Below are 15,487 nucleotides of genomic sequence, written 5' to 3'. Positions count from 1 at the left end.
CTAAAGAATTAAGCACGTAGATGCATTTATGTCATGAAAAGCACGGAAGGTATTTAAATTAGAAAAGGATGGGATAGGATAGGATGGTAAAAACAGATCAAAAAATCATATATTTCATTAACATAATAACAAAGAAAACATCATTCGTTAAAATGAGTAATCAGCCGACCGTTTAAAGTAATTACTCTAAATAAAAATAATCCAAATATCCCTAAACACGATTTAATGAAACAAATTGGCCCTTATCATCAATAACCAACTTGAAATGGCCATGAATACCATTTTCAGTTAAAAAACCTCTGAAATGGCGACCATTGATCCACAGTATTCGCCCCTGACTTTCGCGCACTTCTACCTTATCGGCGAGCCCCTGATAATAGGGTAAAAAGTCTTGATAACTAATTGTAAGTTTAAAATAAAATTCCATGAATATTCAGGCGGCAAACACTGCCGCCCTCCTCTATCAAGTCTTAGTTAGTCAAGGCCTTTGAGACTTTTTCATACATATCTTTCGATAATTCCGGCAGGGCTAACAGTTGTCCCAAACACGCTCGAATCTGCGATTGCCGCGCTTTATCAAACTTCCCAAATTGGATCAAAGGGGTCACCATACGCGCTGCGACCTGCGGATTGAGTTTATTCAAGGTAATGAGGCACTCAGTTAAGAAGGCATAACCTTTGCCATCGGCACGGTGAAATTGATAAATATTGCCCGCGGCAAAGCTGCCAATTAGCGCGCGAACCCGGTTAGGATTGCTCATGCTAAAACTGCCATGTTGTTGTAATTGTCGTAGGGTATCAATCACATCATCGGCATCACGTGTCGCCTGCAGCATAAACCATTTATCCATCACTAATGGCGTATCGTGCCAGCGCTGCTCAAATGCCAGCATTAAGTCATGGCGACAGGGCAAATCACCGACATTCGCGGCCATTAATGCCCCTAGGGAATCGGTCATATTACTCGCCTGTTCAAACTGAGTTACCACAACATCTTCCGCCTCGGCGGATACACGGCTCAGCCAATTTAGACACTGGTTTTTAAGGGCACGGGCCTGAGTGCTATCCACCGTCACTAGCATACGGTATAAAGCGGTCAATTCATCTTCACAATACGAAGCAAGTTCAGTTAATACAAACTCCCGGGCCAATGCTAAGGCGTCCAAATCGACACTTTCTGCCTGCTCAATTAAGGCGGAAGCCGTCGGTATCGCTAAGATTTCAGCAATTAATGCAGGATCAAGCTCAGTATCCAGCAACATTCCCTTAAAGCTATCCCGGACTCTTTCATCGAGTGTCATCGTTTGTTGTTGCTGTAAATGGGCCACATTTAGCCATATGGCTTGGCTGACAAGCACCACCGAAGCCTCCCAACGGGCGACTTCACTCGTGGCAAAACGCATTAAGTGAACCAGTTGATCAACCTCAAAATCGTAGTGCAGTTTTACCGGAGCAGAGAAATCTTGCAGTAGAGAAATAACCGGCTTATGGGTTAATCCTTCAAAACTAAACACTTGTTCAGCTTGAGTAAAGTCAAGAACTTGATTCACTAAAGAATGACCCTTCGCATCTAAGAGCTCGATGCTGAACGGAATATGCAACGGCGATGCACTGTTCGCTAAACTTTGTTTGAGTGTCAACTGATAGACACCCGTTTTCGCATCAAAGCTGTCCGTCGCAGTCACTGCCGGCGTCCCCGCTTGGCTATACCATAATCGGAATTGGGTTAAATCCACGCCGCTGGCATCCTCCATTGCCGCCACAAAATCATCGCAGGTCACGGCTTGGCCATCGTGACGCTTAAAATACAGTTTCATGCCCGCCAGGAACTTAGCTTCACCGAGCAGAGTGTGCATCATTCGAATGACTTCGGCGCCCTTGTTATACACAGTCACCGTATAAAAATTATTCATCTCAATTACAGATTCAGGGCGGATCGGATGGGACATTGGCCCAGAATCCTCAGCAAATTGTTGATTCTTGATCACTTTAATTGCATGAATTCGATTCACAGCGCGTGAACCTAAATCCGAACTAAACTCCTGATCGCGAAAAACCGTTAAGCCTTCTTTCAGGCTTAACTGAAACCAATCACGGCAGGTCACACGGTTACCCGTCCAATTGTGGAAATACTCATGACCTACAACCGACTCAATACCGTGATAATCCTCGTCGGTCGCCGTTAAGGTATCTGCCAACACATATTTAGTATTGAAGATATTTAAGCCTTTGTTTTCCATTGCCCCCATATTGAAGAAATCGACGGCAACTATCATATAAATATCTAAATCGTACTCCAGGTCAAAACGGCTCTCATCCCAAGCCATGGATTTCTTAAGGGATGCCATCGCGTGGGTTGCTTTGTGTAAATTGCCTTTATCGACAAAAACTTGTAATAGCACTTTACGATCACTACGGGTGATAAATTCATCTTCTAACAGGTCAAAATTCCCCGCGACTAAGGCGAACAAATAAGCGGGTTTTGGGAAAGGATCTTGCCAGCAAACATAATGGCGTCCTTCGGGTAACTCACCCCGTTCGATCAAATTGCCATTACTCAATAAATACGGGAATGCTGCCCTATCGGCCTCGATACGCACAGTATATTTTGCCAACACATCGGGACGGTCGAGGAAATAAGTAATTCGTCTAAAACCCTCCGCCTCACATTGAGTGCAATAGGCACCATCGGACATATATAAGCCTTCAAGGCTTGAGTTAGCCTCTGGGTCGAGTTGAGTCTCTATGGTCAGTTCAAATTCATCAAGGCTTGTCTCAAGCTGGAGCTGACCTTGACTCACTTGATAAGGCACGGTTTCACCATTGATGGATACGGCAAGCAAGATTAAATCATCGCCATCGAGCACCAGTGGCAAGGTGTGGGATGAAGTGCGCTTGATCTGACTTACGGCCTTTACTCGGGTATCTTTACCCGCCAAATCGAAGGCTAAAGCTATGGTTTCTATTGTAAAATGAGGCGCTTGATAATCTTTTAAGTATTTTGCTTGAGCTTGTGTCATTTCGAATCCTTTAACATTGATCTAAATAAGAAAAAACGCGCCATAAGCGCGTTTTTAAATGGGATAAACCGAGTCGGTTATCGCCTATTGTGCATTAGTTTTGGCCAGCTTTTTAGCATCGACCATATCTAAGGTGATATAAGCGGTTTCATCTAAAAATGCATCCGGCAATTCGGCTTCGTCTTTAATGTCTTCCATTGATTTAACGGTGGCTAAACCATTTGCGACACGACGTTCATTGGTTCTATCGAGCACTTTCTTCTCATCGGCTTCACGGGAAGCAATACGCTCACTTTCAACCAGAGAAACCGTCTTCTCTTTATGATGCTTTTTAAAGTCTGCAATATCTTGATTGATATAAGCAAACTCTACACTGTTTTTAACACGGTTAAGGTGCTTAGCCTCAAGGCTAGTCACTAACTCAGGTGTTACATCATTGAGCGTGCCATATTGCGCCATGGGCACTTTATCCCAAGGCAAGGCATTCTTTTCTTCTGCTTCACCATACTCACCCGGCTCTAAGGCACTAGGGTAAGCGATGTTTGGTGTAACACCTTTAAGTTGCGTGCTGCCACCATTAATCCGATAGAATTTTTGAATCGTATATTGCACATGGCCGATTGGCTTCTCATACATATCGTAGATACGGCCGAGGCTCTTATGCTGCTGCACTGTGCCTTTACCAAAGCTAGATTCACCGACAATCAACGCGCGGTCATAATCCTGCAGCGCGGCGGCAAAAATCTCAGAGGCTGAAGCGCTATAGCGGTCAACCATCACAGTCAAGGGGCCCGAATAGTTTGTTTTACCATCATTATCACGGTGTGCAGAGACGCGGCCATCGGCATCACGAATTTGCACAACTGGACCCATATCGATAAAGAGGCCAGTCAGTAATACGGCTTCGGTTAAGGCTCCACCACCATTACCCCGTAGATCGATCACTATGCCTTCGACTTTGGCTTCGTTAAGTTTGACGAGTTCTTTTTCCACATCCTGAGACAAATTCATGTAGAAACCAGGAATTTGGATCACACCAACCTTACGATTCGCATATTCGCCTTCTTTAGGCTCGATGACCTTAGATGTCGCGGCCCGATCTTCTAAGCGAATTTTGTCACGTACTAAGGTAACATTGAAGGGTTTAGCATTTGCTCCCCCTTTCTTTGGCAGTATTTGCAAAACGACCTTGCTGCCCTTTGGACCTTTGATAAGATCGACCACATCGTCTAAACGCCAGCCGATCACATCGACAATCTCGCCACCTTCTTGGCCCACACCGACAATCTTATCCTCAGGCGCGAGCTTTTCACTGCCTGCGGCAGGGCCGCCAGTGATTAAACTCTTGATCACAGTGTAATCATCTTCGAGTTGTAACTGTGCCCCAATCCCCTCTAGGCTCAAGTTCATTTCCATTTGGAAACGCTCGGCATTGCGTGGTGACAGGTAGCTAGTATGTGGTTCAATGCTGCGGGAGAAGGCATTCATCACGCCTTGGAATACGTCTTCACTATTGGTTTGAGTGAGGCGTTTAATGGCATTGTTGTAACGCTTTTGCAGAATATCAACGATTTCAGGCCATTTCTTGCCTGTCAATTTGAGGTTAAGCGCATCGTATTTAACTCGTTGACGCCATAACTCGTTAATTTCAGCTTGATCCTTTGGCCAAGCAGCGTCATCTCGGTCGTATTCATACGCATCACCCGGCACGGTGAAATCTATCTCTTGATCCAGCAGAGACAAGGCATAAACAAAACCTTCATAACGACGTTTCTGCACCACATCAAACATCTTATATGCTGGTTCAAGCTCGCCTGAAGTCAGCATGTCATCAAACTGATTGGTATAAGGCTTAAAGCTGTCGACATCCGCTTGTGTTAACACATTGCGGCGGTAATCGAGTTGCTGTAGGTAGCGGTCAAAAATCTGTGCAGAAAACGCATCGTCTAACGCAAATCTATGGTAGTGCGAACGAGTGTATAAGTCTGTCACTCTTTTGCTGGCAACTTTATGCTGTGCTTCCTGCTGGAGAGTGGGTAACTCGCTGATTTGAATCGTGGGTGGTACAGCCCAAGCCGAGAATCCGACAAAAACAGTGGCGATTGAGGTAGCCAAAGTGAGTTTTCGCATCAACAAGTTACTCCGTTTTAATAAATGATTACAGCAGGATATGTTCCGCTCTAACTTTGATGGTTAGACCACTATCTAACTGAACATGAATATCCTCTTTGTTAATATCAGTGATCACACCGGCTACGGGTGTCATACCTAACTTAACATTGACGCGTTGTTTCTTCGCCAAATCCGTGAGTTGCGCCTGGACTAAATTAACCACAGGTGCCACTTTGGGAACCGGTTTAACGGGACGCTCAGTCTTAGGACGCTGAGGAACGGCAACTTTTTTAGGCGCTCGTTTGGCAGGCGCTTTCGCTGGGTTAGGCGCCTGTGCGGCACGTTTTGCCTTCGCTTTATCCTGACTCTCTTTCAACATAGCTTGAGCGTGATCGATATGCTCTTGTTCTAACTCGCCGCAAGGCTCGCCATCAAGATCCACGCGCTGCGCGCCTGCTTTCACAGACTTCAGGTAACGCCAGCTGCTGGTATAACGTCTTAAGGCCACTCGCAGTTGAGTTTTACTGACTTTAGAATCATCAGCCAACCTTTCAGCCAAATCTTGAAACAATCCGATTTTTAATGGCTTAGTTTCACCTTCAGCAATAAAGCACAAAGGAAATGTTTCATACAAATACGCCAAAATTGCATTGGTGTCGGTCAACTTATCTGTTGATTCCATCATTACTTCCACAGTCAAAAAGGGACATCGAATTCGAGGCGATATAAATCAGCTTCTTACGTGTCGTTTATCTTGGTTAAGCTCACTATCGAGCCAAGGTACAAATTAGCATTCTCGCCGCATTTACTAAAGTTAAAAAAACATAACTTAACAATTTTTTGCGGCTTAACATATCAAGCTTATTGATGACATCGCCATCAGCGTAAGCTTAATCGGTGCAAGCGCATATTATAAGGCGCACGCTACCGATTGCGACCATGAATTATGCGTTATTGTACGCAAATTAACCAAATAGGCAGCTTTCGAAGCTTTTAACCAGTAATTCCAGCCCCTTTTGGTCCTCTTCGTCGAATCGGTCGAAGACAGGGCTATCAATATCGAGCACAGCAATCACCTTACCTTGGGCTCTGACCGGCACAACAATTTCCGAATTACTGGCAGAATCACAGGCAATATGACCATCGAACTGGTGCACATCGGCGACTCGCTGGGTTTGATTAGTAAAGGCCGCCGTACCACACACGCCTTTTCCTAACGGAATACGTGTACAAGCCACTTTACCTTGAAACGGGCCTAATACTAGTTGCTCACCGCGCATCACATAAAACCCGACCCAATTGAGTTCAAGAAGGTTGTCATTGAGTAAGGCAGAAAAATTAGCCATGGCTGCAACCAAATCATCTTCCCCTTCTAAGAGGGCGAGAGTTTGGCGATTCAATGACTCGTAAAATTTAGATTTCATTACATTTCCTAACAACTTTATTCGGCAGCTTCCGCCTTTTTGGTCACTTTCTTCGCTGCGGTTTGATTTGTTGGCGTACTATTAACCTGAACCACGCCTTTAAGCAAGTTCGTCAGCTCATCTTTATTGTTAGCAAAATAGAAGGCGAGTCGTTCGCTCAGACTTTCATCGATACCTAATTCCGCTTTTTGGATGAAGGGGATCAAGTTATCAGCGATATCGAGCATCTTATCGTAGGCATCAGCCTCCTTTTTCGATGTGAATGTCATCTTTTCAACCCCTTCTCTTACCACGACAAACTGTGTAATAACTGCCATGACTGCCCTCGCACTGTTTTTATATACAGTGCGCAGAATGACATAGATTGAAGTTGTGATGCAAGTGTTCTGATTAATCTGATATTATTAGGCCGTTTTAGTTATAAGCTGAGCCTAAGTGTTTAAGGTTTTGGTGCTTACTCTTTGGCTTTTATCGGCTATTCACATATTTGCAGCGATGTTGGGGCTAAGTTAATATTTTTATATGCATGAAAATACTGCAGAAAACTCTGTAATCCTCTGTCGTTCCTGCGACTTGGCAATTCGAAAACGAGCCCTACCGTCTGGGGTTAGAGCCCTATGCCCGCGTTGTAGCACAGCTCTTTATGACACGCCATACTGTTCAGTCAATGGTATGTTAGCTTTGTGTGTCACAGCATTGATATTTTATTTCCCAGCCAATTTTTTGCCCGTTTTAGAGATCCATTTCTTAGGCAGCATTCGCACTACAACGGTTTTCCAAGGCGCATTCGCCGTATTTGACCAAGGTTATTGGGTTGTGGGCTTGGCCGTGCTCGCGGCGGCCGTTATCGGCCCAGGCTTGCTTATCCTGTCCATACTCGCACAAATATTGATTGTAAAATGGGGACTTTCAATTGCCTTTTGGCGTCGCAGTTTAAAGCAGCTATTAAAGCTGCAAGGGCTGCTTTCTCAATTGACTATGCTGGAAATCTACGTCATCAGTTTCTTAGTTTCGTCGTTCCAACTCTCCGATTTTTCGGATATTTATTTTGGAATGGGTACATTTTGCTTCACTATGCTATTTCTCGTGACCCTGTTTTTACAACGGGAGTACGATCTCGAGCATATGTGGACGCTATTGGATGGTCATCGTTAGTATGAAACAACAAGAAATCGACTTAGGTCTATGTTTATGCCGCGTTTGCCGGCAACTCAATACGAGCGACCGCACCCATTGTCAACGCTGTGAGTCAGCACTGCAGGTCCGTGATTATGCCAGTTTGCAAAAAAGCTGGGCGTTACTCATCACAGCGGCAATTTTGCTGATCCCCGCCAATCTATACCCTATCACTATGCTCACAAATCAGGGGCAAGTGCGCCATGACACGATTTTTTCCGGCATTGTCCATTTAGTGCATTCCGACATGCTACCCATCGCCATTATCGTGTTTATTGCCAGTATTTTAGTGCCTTGGGTTAAAATTATCGGTCTTGCCACTTACCTGTGCGCGATCAGTTTTAATCTGCCGATTTCAAAAAAGAAGTTGATGGTGGGATTTCATGTGATCGAGTGGATCGGCCGTTGGTCCATGCTCGATCTATTCGTCATTTCACTCACTGTTGCCCTCGTCAATATGGGGCAGTTGCTCGATGCCAAACCCGCACCCGCGGCGACGGCATTTGCCTTGGTTATTTTGCTGACTCAGCTTGCCGCAAAAGTATTAGATACTCGTTTACTCTGGGATCGATTGGAACCTCAAGATGACACAAATTGAATCGCCAAAAGTTGTAAAGAAAAAACTCTTTTCGCCTATTTGGTTACTTCCCATTGTTGCGCTCGCCCTCGGCGCATGGTTGGGAATAAAGAGCATAAAAGAATCGGGCATTGAAATTCAGATCCATTTTCCGAGCGCAACTGGGATTGATGTGGGTAAAACCTTAGTCAAATACCAAGGCTTGACCGTTGGGAAAGTCAAAGACATAGGTATCGATGAGGATCTCAAGGGCGTCAATGTCAAAGTCATGATGGACTACCGTGCTAAGCCTTTCTTAAATAAAGAAACCTTATTTTGGTTAGTCACCCCTAAAGCCAGTATCACTGGCGTTGAAGGCTTAGATGCGCTGTTTTCGGGTAACTACATTGCCATTCAACCGGGTAAAGGTAACACCACGGCTTTCTTTGAGGCAGAGCGGCAACCCCCACCCATGCAGGTGGGCTCTGAGGGGGTGATGATCGAATTGACCTCAGACAAACTCGGTTCGTTGGATGTTGGCTCACCCATATTTTTCCGCCAAATTCCGGTTGGAAGCGTGGTCAGCTATCGTCTAGATGGTAATCAAAGAGTCATCATCAGCGCCTTTATTCAAGAACAATACGCGCGATTAGTGAAGAAAAACTCTCACTTTTGGAACGTCTCCGGCGTTAAAATTGATGCATCACTGACAGGCGTTAAAGTCAGCTCTGAGAGTTTGGCATCCATTCTGGCTGGCGGTGTGAGTTTTAGCTCTGACGATAACGCGGATATTGCCAAAAACGGCGACGTTTTTTCGCTTTATGATTCAGAAACCACCGCCCTTGGCGGCATAGAAATAAATTTGACCATGGCTGACGCTAACGGTGTCGATAAAGGCACTCGTATCGTTTATCGCGGCATCAATATTGGCAGTATTTTAAGCAAGCAACTCACCGCTAATGGCGTAATGGCCGTGGCTAAGTTTGAACCTCAATACGCGTCACTGTTAACTAACGACGGCGTGTTTTGGCTTGAAGGTGCCGATATTTCCCTCTCTGGTATTAAAAATCCAGAGCGTTTATTGACGGGCAGCGTGATCAACTTCCTACCGGGCATTAATACAAAAACAGCTATGCCAAGCAGTTTTGCCTTGCAATCAAAGGCGCCTGACTTACTGCAATCGAAGAAGCGTCTCTTGACCTTAACCTCGGCCGAGAACATGGGTATTTCGGCGGGCGCCGAAGTTCGCTTCAAGCAAATCCCCATTGGTTCAGTGCTTGCGGTTAAGTTAACCAAAGACTTATCGGCGGTGGAATATCAACTCGAGCTACAACCTGAGTTTGCTAGCCTAATCCGCAGCGACAGTTATTTTGTGCCTGAGTCAGCATTAACGGTAAACGCATCACTCGACGGCGTTTCAGTCAAAGCAAGGGACTTTACGACGCTCACTCAAGGTGCGGTGAGCTTGGTCCAGGGCCACAGTGATACGCCACTCGCCGCCAACAACGCCCTCACACTGTTTAGCTCAGTAGAGGCAGCGACGGCCTTTTATGCTAGCCAGCAGCAAGTGCATCTGACCTTAATCAGTCAAGATGGCGCCGATGTCAGCCAAGGCTCACCGATTTACTATAAAAAGATGCAAATTGGGACAGTGGACTCAGTGAACTGGCAAAGTAAGACCGAAGACTTCGCCATCAAGCTCGCTATCGACAAGCAATTCCAACCCTTGCTGAAAAAGCCCCATGTGTTCTGGCGTAACAGCGCCGTCGATATCAGCGCCAGTCTTGCCGGTATTGATGTGGCAGTCGCGCCGCTTCAAGGGGCATTAAAGGGCAGCATCAGTCTGGGACTACTTGATAGCAAGGACAAAGTGAGCAATGCAGCCCACTTAAAACTCTATGAGAGCAAGCAACTGGCATTAACGCAGGCGCAGGCAATTCGCCTCACCTTACCCGTCTCCAGCAAACTGACGGCCAAGGCAGCGATCCGCTATCAAGGTCATCAAGTGGGTGAAGTCTCACAGGTGAAGCTCAATGACGATCTCAATACGCTCACTGCAACGGCCTATCTCTACGGCGAATACGCCGAACATTTCAGCCGCAGCGACTGCGAATATCATCTAGTGGATGCGCAAATTTCTCTGGCGGGAATTAAAGCGCCAGAAACCTTGTTAACTGGCCCTTATATCGGTGTGCTGCCGGGTACAAGCAGTCAAAAAACGACACATTTTGTTGTCAGCCTCGCCGCCAGCAGCTATGCCAATGTTGCCGAAGATGCGCTTAAATTCACCTTAGAAGATACCAACTTAGGCTCGATGAAAGTCGGCACGCCAATTTTCTTCCGTGGTATTAAAGTCGGTCAAATCGACGGTTATCGCCTGTCGACACAGGGTAATAGTGTATTGATGCAGGCCCATATCGAGCCGCAGTACAGCCACTTAGTGAATCAAAGCAGTCAGTTCTGGGATGCTTCTGGGATTAAAGTCGATGTCGGTCTCTTCTCGGGTGCGCAGATTGAAGCGGGCTCGCTAGAAACCTTACTCGCTGGCGGCATCAATGTCGCGACTAAGGACACGACTCAAGAGGGTAACCGTTTAGCGACGGGAACGGTATTTAGATTACAACACAAAGCTGAAAACGAATGGCAGGAATGGGCGCCAGCCCAGTAATTCTTTTCATCAAATTACTTATACCAACTTCCTAATATTAAAGCTCTTACAAATCAATCAGGCGCATAATGCGCCTGATTGATTTTTAGCTTCTCGCAATGTTATTGGTACATTACAGGTGCTCAAGACCCTTGCAATCCTGTTAACCGTAGAACCAATAACAAACGGCAATCGCGGCGCTGATCCCCGCAAAATCCGCGGTTAACCCACAGGCTAAGGCGTGGCGACCATGGCGAATACCCACAGAGCCAAAATACACGGCGAGGACGTAGAAGGTCGTTTCAGTGCTGCCCTGAAAAATCGCCGCTAAACGCCCCGCAAAGGAATCGACGCCGTGGTGATCCATTGTCTCTAACATCATGGCTCTAGCGCCTGAACCACTGAAAGGTTTCATCAGCGCAGTCGGCATAGCATCGACAAAACGGCTATCGAAACCCAATATCCGCACGCCGCTGGCAATCAAGTGCAATAGATAATCCAAGGCGCCGGATGCGCGCAGTAAACCTATGGCTAATAACATGGCGAGCAAATAAGGGATCAGTTGGATAGATTGGGCAAAACCCGCCTTCGCTCCTTCAATAAACTCATCATAAACCGCCACCTTACGAATGCCCGCCACCAGCACAAAGGCAAATACGAGTAAGAGTAACACCCCATTGCCCATGGCCGTCGACACTGTACCTATGGCCTCAGCACTTAAGGTCATCAGATAAAAGCCACTCGCCACTAAGCCAGAGAGCATCAAGGCGCCATAACCGAGCACCACTGAGTTTAATAATGAAATCCGCTGCACTAACGCCACAACCAGCAAGCCAGCCAGAGTCGAAGCGGAAGTTGCCAGTAAAATAGGCAGGAAAATATCCGCAGGCGCTGCTGCACCTTGCTGGGCACGGTAAAGGAATACCGTCACAGGCACTAAGGTCACAGAGGAAGTATTGAGTACTAAGAATAAGATTTGTGCATTGGTCGCCACGGTTTTTAACGGATTTAAACTCTGTAAATCCTGCATCGCCTTTAAACCAAGCGGCGTGGCGGCATTATCTAAGCCAAAGATATTCGCCGTTAAATTCATCGTGATACTGCCAAAGGCGGGATGGCCCTTGGGCACTTCCGGCATCAAGCGGTGCAGTAAGGGTTCAAACACAAAGGCGATGGCGCCGACTACTCCGGCCTTCTCACCCACCTGCATCAACCCCATCCACAGGGAAAGCACGCCAATCAGTCCAAGGGAGATTTCGGCGGCAAGCTTAGCACTCGCAAATAATGCCGCGACCGAAGCCGATAATACTTCTATATGTCCATTGAACAGTTGCACTGCTATAGCCAGCAATGCCGTGATAAAAAAAGCCAACCACACGCGATTCAGCACGCCAATCCCCTTATTTTTATTTGTTTTTATTCTATAAGCTTATAGCTACTGAGTGCTAGCGTTATGGCGACGTATTCCAATATTGCAGAAATCGCCAGTGCATAAACCTTAAATCACCAAAACCGCTGAGGCACTTGGGATAAAATCTCAGACCCAATAAGGGATTATGGTATACTGGCGCCAGTTGATACACAGTCTATTTTCCTATGGTTCAATGAAATCAATGGTTCAATTAAATCAAAATTTTATCGATACAATCACCCAGGAACTCCCAGCCCATTTATCCATGGACGAGTTTATTGCCGCCTGCGACAGGCCGCTTAGACGTTCAATTCGGGTCAATACCTTAAAAATCAGCAGCGACGACTTTAAGACTCTGATGCAACCTAAGGGCTGGACGTTTGATCCTATTCCTTGGTGTGAAGACGGATTTTGGATCAGCTATGATGAAGAAGAACAACTCGGCAATGCCTTAGAGCACATTCAGGGCCTATTCTACATTCAAGAAGCCAGCTCTATGTTGCCACCGACCGCACTTTTTACGCCTAGTGCATTTACGACTAGTGCAAAGTGGCAATGTGTGCTCGATCTCGCCTCCGCGCCCGGCTCTAAAACCACTCAAATGGCGGCGTTAATGAATAATCAAGGCTTATTAGTCGCTAATGAATATTCCGCCAGCCGCGTGAAAGTATTGCACGCCAATGTGTTGCGCATGGGTGCGAGCCACTGCGCTCTCACCCACTTCGATGGTCGTGTTTTTGGCGAATACCTGTACGAAAGTTTCGATGCCGTGCTTATCGATGCACCCTGTGGCGGTGAAGGCACAGTGCGTAAAGATGCCGATGCGCTAAAACACTGGAGCCTAGACGATGTACTGGCGATTAGCGAAACCCAAAAAGCCTTAATCGAATCGGCGTTTCTCGCCCTGAAACCCGGCGGCAGTTTAGTTTATTCAACCTGCACCTTGAACCGCCTCGAAAACCAAGGCGTGTGCGAGTATTTAAAGCAAGTCTATGGCGATGCCGTGCAATTTGAATCCTTAAGTGATTTATTTAATGGCGCTGAGCGAGCCACGACTGCCGAAGGCTTCTTGCATGTCTGGCCGCAGATTTACGACAGTGAAGGTTTTTTCGTCGCAAAATTAACCAAAACCTTCTCAGTGCCACGGTTACAGCCAGAGCCTACATTGCAGAAAAATTTCCCCTTTGTCCCAGCATCAGTGAAACAAGCCCAAGGGATAAAAGACTATTTTCAGCAGGATTTAGGCATCAGCTTACCAGACGAACTCATCATGGTTCGCGATGATGAATTCTGGCTATTTCCGCATGAATTCAACGCTTTTATCGGTCGTATGCGCTTTCAACGTATTGGTATTAAACTCGCCGATAACAGTAAGCACGGTTTTAAAGTCCGCCATGAAGCGATTATCGCGTTAGCAGGAAAACAGCTTAGCCCAGCGGCAAAAACGGTCGATGTGAGCGATGTTGAAGCGAAAGAATATTTGATGGGACGGGATATTCCCTTAGCTACCGCAGGCAAAGCCCAAGGTGAAGTGATCGTCTGTTATGGTGGCGCACCATTAGGCATGGCGAAACATTTAGGCAATAAGTTAAAAAACAATCTGCCCAGAGACTTAGTGAAAGATAAAGTGTTACTGCTGCCGGAACAGACAAAATCGTTATAGTTCTGCTGTTTTTTAGCGATAAATAACCTAAAAAAGGGGAAGGAGAAAATGCCTCTAAGGTCAAAGCTCAACTACACTGAGTCTATTGTAAAGCGCACTGCATGGCGCTTTCACCTGTAGCGCACGGCTCCTCAACGAGCCATTCCCCTAGGCCCAAACAGCTGAATCGTTTTGGGCCTTTTTTTATGCCAATGCCTTTATGCCTCAGCCTTTATGCCTCAGTGCTGGCAATCACCCAATCCCATAGCGAGGGGCAAAGCATTTGAAGCTAACGGCCGACTAAACGCGCCGCATCTTTGAATAAATTAAAGAAGTTATTGCTCGTATATTCGGCAAGCGCTTCGTAACGTTCACCTCTCAGTTCGGCCACAAACTCAGCCACATCGCGCACATAGGCGGGTTGATTTTCTTGTCCACGGTGTGGAATAGGCGCCAAATAGGGCGAATCCGTTTCAACCAGCAGGCGATCCTGCGGCACTTTACGGATCACGGTACGCAGTTCACCGGCATTTTTAAAGGTGACTATGCCTGATACTGAAATGTAAAAACCAAGGTCTATCGCCGCTTTCGCCATTTCCCAGTTTTCAGTAAAGCAATGCAGTACGCCGCCAACGTTATCCGCGTTGCCCTGCTTAAGCATAGTGATAGTATCTTCACGTGCATCACGGGTATGAACAATCAAAGGTTTATTCACTTCGACCGCGAGGGCAATCTGTTGCTCAAAGCATTGTTGTTGCAGCAACTTAGTTTCGTCGGCATAAAAATAATCTAGACCCGTTTCCCCAATCGCGACCACTTTAGGATCGGTGGCAAAGCGGCGAATTTGCTCAACATCGAGGCCTTCTTTAACGTCTAATGGATGCACGCCCGATGATAAAAATACCTGATCGAAGGCTGCAACTTTATCTCGCATCGATTCAAATCCCTGCTGGCGCACGTTGACGCACAACATATAGTCCACGCCACGGGCTTTCGCGCTGGCCAGAATATGTTCTAGGGTTTGTTGATCGGGCGCCGCTTTCAAGCGATCGAGATGGCAGTGTGAATCAATAAGCACAGGGATTTCCAAGCTGAATAACAAAAGGACGACAAGGATACCCAGCCAAGGGATCGAGGTCAAATGCCTAGCGCCCTAACGCTCCCAAAAGCTACATAGTGCAGGTTAAATCACCAGAAGCAAGCTCACGGGAAAGCAGCTTTTCGATATGGTGTTTATGACTGTCGGGTTCAGAAACAATTTTAATGCCAATACCCACAGGACGGCCACCCGAAGCACCTAAGGGATTGATCCATACTACTACACCACGAAATTCATTGGTGGTAGTCGCCCCAGGCAAACGATAGGCAATGGTCAGTGGCTGACCTAGATAGTGGCTCTCACTGGTTGTGACAAACAAGCCCGCGGGCTTAATAAAAGGCATATAGGCGCGGTACAGCTGATGTAACGTATCAAAATTAACGACGAGATCTACCATGGC

Annotated in this window: 13 protein-coding genes; 4 read left to right on the top strand and 9 right to left on the bottom strand. The window is 46.5% G+C overall.

What is annotated here, in order from left to right; genetic code table 11:
- Positions 1-211: 211 nt before the first annotated feature.
- From COW15_RS01560 to COW15_RS01535, 6 genes are all read right to left on the bottom strand, one after another.
- A complete protein-coding gene (locus COW15_RS01560) occupies positions 212-427 on the bottom strand; it encodes a DUF2835 domain-containing protein (protein ID WP_198780148.1) in 216 nt (71 codons plus the stop codon).
- Positions 428-470: 43 nt separating this feature from the next.
- On the bottom strand, positions 471-3,020 hold the full coding sequence (gene pepN / locus COW15_RS01555; protein WP_293629107.1) for an aminopeptidase N: 2,550 nt from the start codon (positions 3,018-3,020) through the stop codon (positions 471-473).
- Between the two features lie 84 nt (positions 3,021-3,104).
- Positions 3,105-5,150 (bottom strand): carboxy terminal-processing peptidase, encoded by a 2,046-nt coding sequence (gene prc, locus COW15_RS01550; RefSeq protein ID WP_293629106.1) that lies wholly within the window; start codon positions 5,148-5,150, stop codon positions 3,105-3,107.
- A gap of 28 nt (positions 5,151-5,178) precedes the next feature.
- Complete coding sequence (proQ, locus tag COW15_RS01545) at positions 5,179-5,814, bottom strand: RNA chaperone ProQ (protein ID WP_293629105.1); 636 nt, start codon at positions 5,812-5,814, stop codon at positions 5,179-5,181.
- 283 nt (positions 5,815-6,097) lie between these two features.
- The gene (locus COW15_RS01540; protein ID WP_293629103.1) at positions 6,098-6,556 is read right to left on the bottom strand and encodes a GAF domain-containing protein; all 459 of its coding nucleotides are present in this window, start codon (positions 6,554-6,556) and stop codon (positions 6,098-6,100) included.
- 17 nt (positions 6,557-6,573) lie between these two features.
- Positions 6,574-6,873: a YebG family protein gene (locus COW15_RS01535; protein WP_037458805.1), complete on the bottom strand. Its 300-nt coding sequence runs from the start codon at positions 6,871-6,873 to the stop codon at positions 6,574-6,576.
- Between the two features lie 205 nt (positions 6,874-7,078).
- On the opposite strand from COW15_RS01535, the gene COW15_RS01530 reads away from it, so the two are divergent.
- The 3 genes from COW15_RS01530 to COW15_RS01520 are packed head-to-tail and all read left to right on the top strand — an operon-like array spanning position 7,079 to position 10,956.
- Positions 7,079-7,711 carry a paraquat-inducible protein A gene (locus COW15_RS01530; protein ID WP_293629101.1) on the top strand — a complete coding sequence of 211 codons (633 nt, stop codon included), beginning with the start codon at positions 7,079-7,081 and terminating at the stop codon, positions 7,709-7,711.
- A 1-nt stretch (position 7,712) separates the two neighbouring features.
- The gene (locus COW15_RS01525) at positions 7,713-8,330 is read left to right on the top strand and encodes a paraquat-inducible protein A (RefSeq protein WP_293629099.1); all 618 of its coding nucleotides are present in this window, start codon (positions 7,713-7,715) and stop codon (positions 8,328-8,330) included.
- Positions 8,317-10,956: an MlaD family protein gene (locus COW15_RS01520; protein ID WP_293629097.1), complete on the top strand. Its 2,640-nt coding sequence runs from the start codon at positions 8,317-8,319 to the stop codon at positions 10,954-10,956. The genes COW15_RS01525 and COW15_RS01520 overlap by 14 nt, the downstream gene beginning before the upstream one ends.
- A gap of 142 nt (positions 10,957-11,098) precedes the next feature.
- Here the strand turns inward: COW15_RS01520 and COW15_RS01515 are convergent, their stop codons facing one another.
- Positions 11,099-12,325, bottom strand: a complete 1,227-nt coding sequence (locus COW15_RS01515) for a spore maturation protein (RefSeq protein ID WP_293629096.1) — start codon at positions 12,323-12,325, stop codon at positions 11,099-11,101.
- A 223-nt stretch (positions 12,326-12,548) separates the two neighbouring features.
- Here COW15_RS01515 and rsmF point away from each other — a divergent pair, with 223 nt between their 5' ends.
- The gene (gene rsmF / locus COW15_RS01510; protein ID WP_293629094.1) at positions 12,549-14,009 is read left to right on the top strand and encodes a 16S rRNA (cytosine(1407)-C(5))-methyltransferase RsmF; all 1,461 of its coding nucleotides are present in this window, start codon (positions 12,549-12,551) and stop codon (positions 14,007-14,009) included.
- 268 nt (positions 14,010-14,277) lie between these two features.
- Here the strand turns inward: rsmF and COW15_RS01505 are convergent, their stop codons facing one another.
- Both COW15_RS01505 and COW15_RS01500 read right to left on the bottom strand, forming a co-directional pair.
- Positions 14,278-15,066, bottom strand: a complete 789-nt coding sequence (locus COW15_RS01505) for a YchF/TatD family DNA exonuclease (protein ID WP_293629092.1) — start codon at positions 15,064-15,066, stop codon at positions 14,278-14,280.
- 91 nt (positions 15,067-15,157) lie between these two features.
- A complete protein-coding gene (locus tag COW15_RS01500) occupies positions 15,158-15,484 on the bottom strand; it encodes a PilZ domain-containing protein (protein ID WP_293629090.1) in 327 nt (108 codons plus the stop codon).
- Positions 15,485-15,487 lie beyond the last annotated feature (3 nt).

It is taken from the genome of Shewanella sp. CG12_big_fil_rev_8_21_14_0_65_47_15, from assembly GCF_002783505.1.
Taxonomy (GTDB): Bacteria; Pseudomonadota; Gammaproteobacteria; order Enterobacterales; family Shewanellaceae; genus Shewanella.
Note: the sequence above shows the minus strand (reverse complement) of the source record. Positions and strands in the feature narration are given on the sequence as shown.

Coding starts and splice junctions, on each gene's coding strand:
- COW15_RS01520 (WP_293629097.1), top strand. CDS start 8,317: ATGACACAAATTGAATCGCCAAAAGTTGTAAAGAAAAAACTCTTTTCG.
- prc (WP_293629106.1), bottom strand. CDS start 5,150: ATGCGAAAACTCACTTTGGCTACCTCAATCGCCACTGTTTTTGTCGGA.
- COW15_RS01530 (WP_293629101.1), top strand. CDS start 7,079: ATGCATGAAAATACTGCAGAAAACTCTGTAATCCTCTGTCGTTCCTGC.
- COW15_RS01535 (WP_037458805.1), bottom strand. CDS start 6,873: ATGGCAGTTATTACACAGTTTGTCGTGGTAAGAGAAGGGGTTGAAAAG.
- COW15_RS01560 (WP_198780148.1), bottom strand. CDS start 427: ATGGAATTTTATTTTAAACTTACAATTAGTTATCAAGACTTTTTACCC.
- COW15_RS01500 (WP_293629090.1), bottom strand. CDS start 15,484: ATGGTAGATCTCGTCGTTAATTTTGATACGTTACATCAGCTGTACCGC.
- pepN (WP_293629107.1), bottom strand. CDS start 3,020: ATGACACAAGCTCAAGCAAAATACTTAAAAGATTATCAAGCGCCTCAT.
- COW15_RS01525 (WP_293629099.1), top strand. CDS start 7,713: ATGAAACAACAAGAAATCGACTTAGGTCTATGTTTATGCCGCGTTTGC.
- rsmF (WP_293629094.1), top strand. CDS start 12,549: ATGGTTCAATTAAATCAAAATTTTATCGATACAATCACCCAGGAACTC.
- COW15_RS01540 (WP_293629103.1), bottom strand. CDS start 6,556: ATGAAATCTAAATTTTACGAGTCATTGAATCGCCAAACTCTCGCCCTC.
- proQ (WP_293629105.1), bottom strand. CDS start 5,814: ATGGAATCAACAGATAAGTTGACCGACACCAATGCAATTTTGGCGTAT.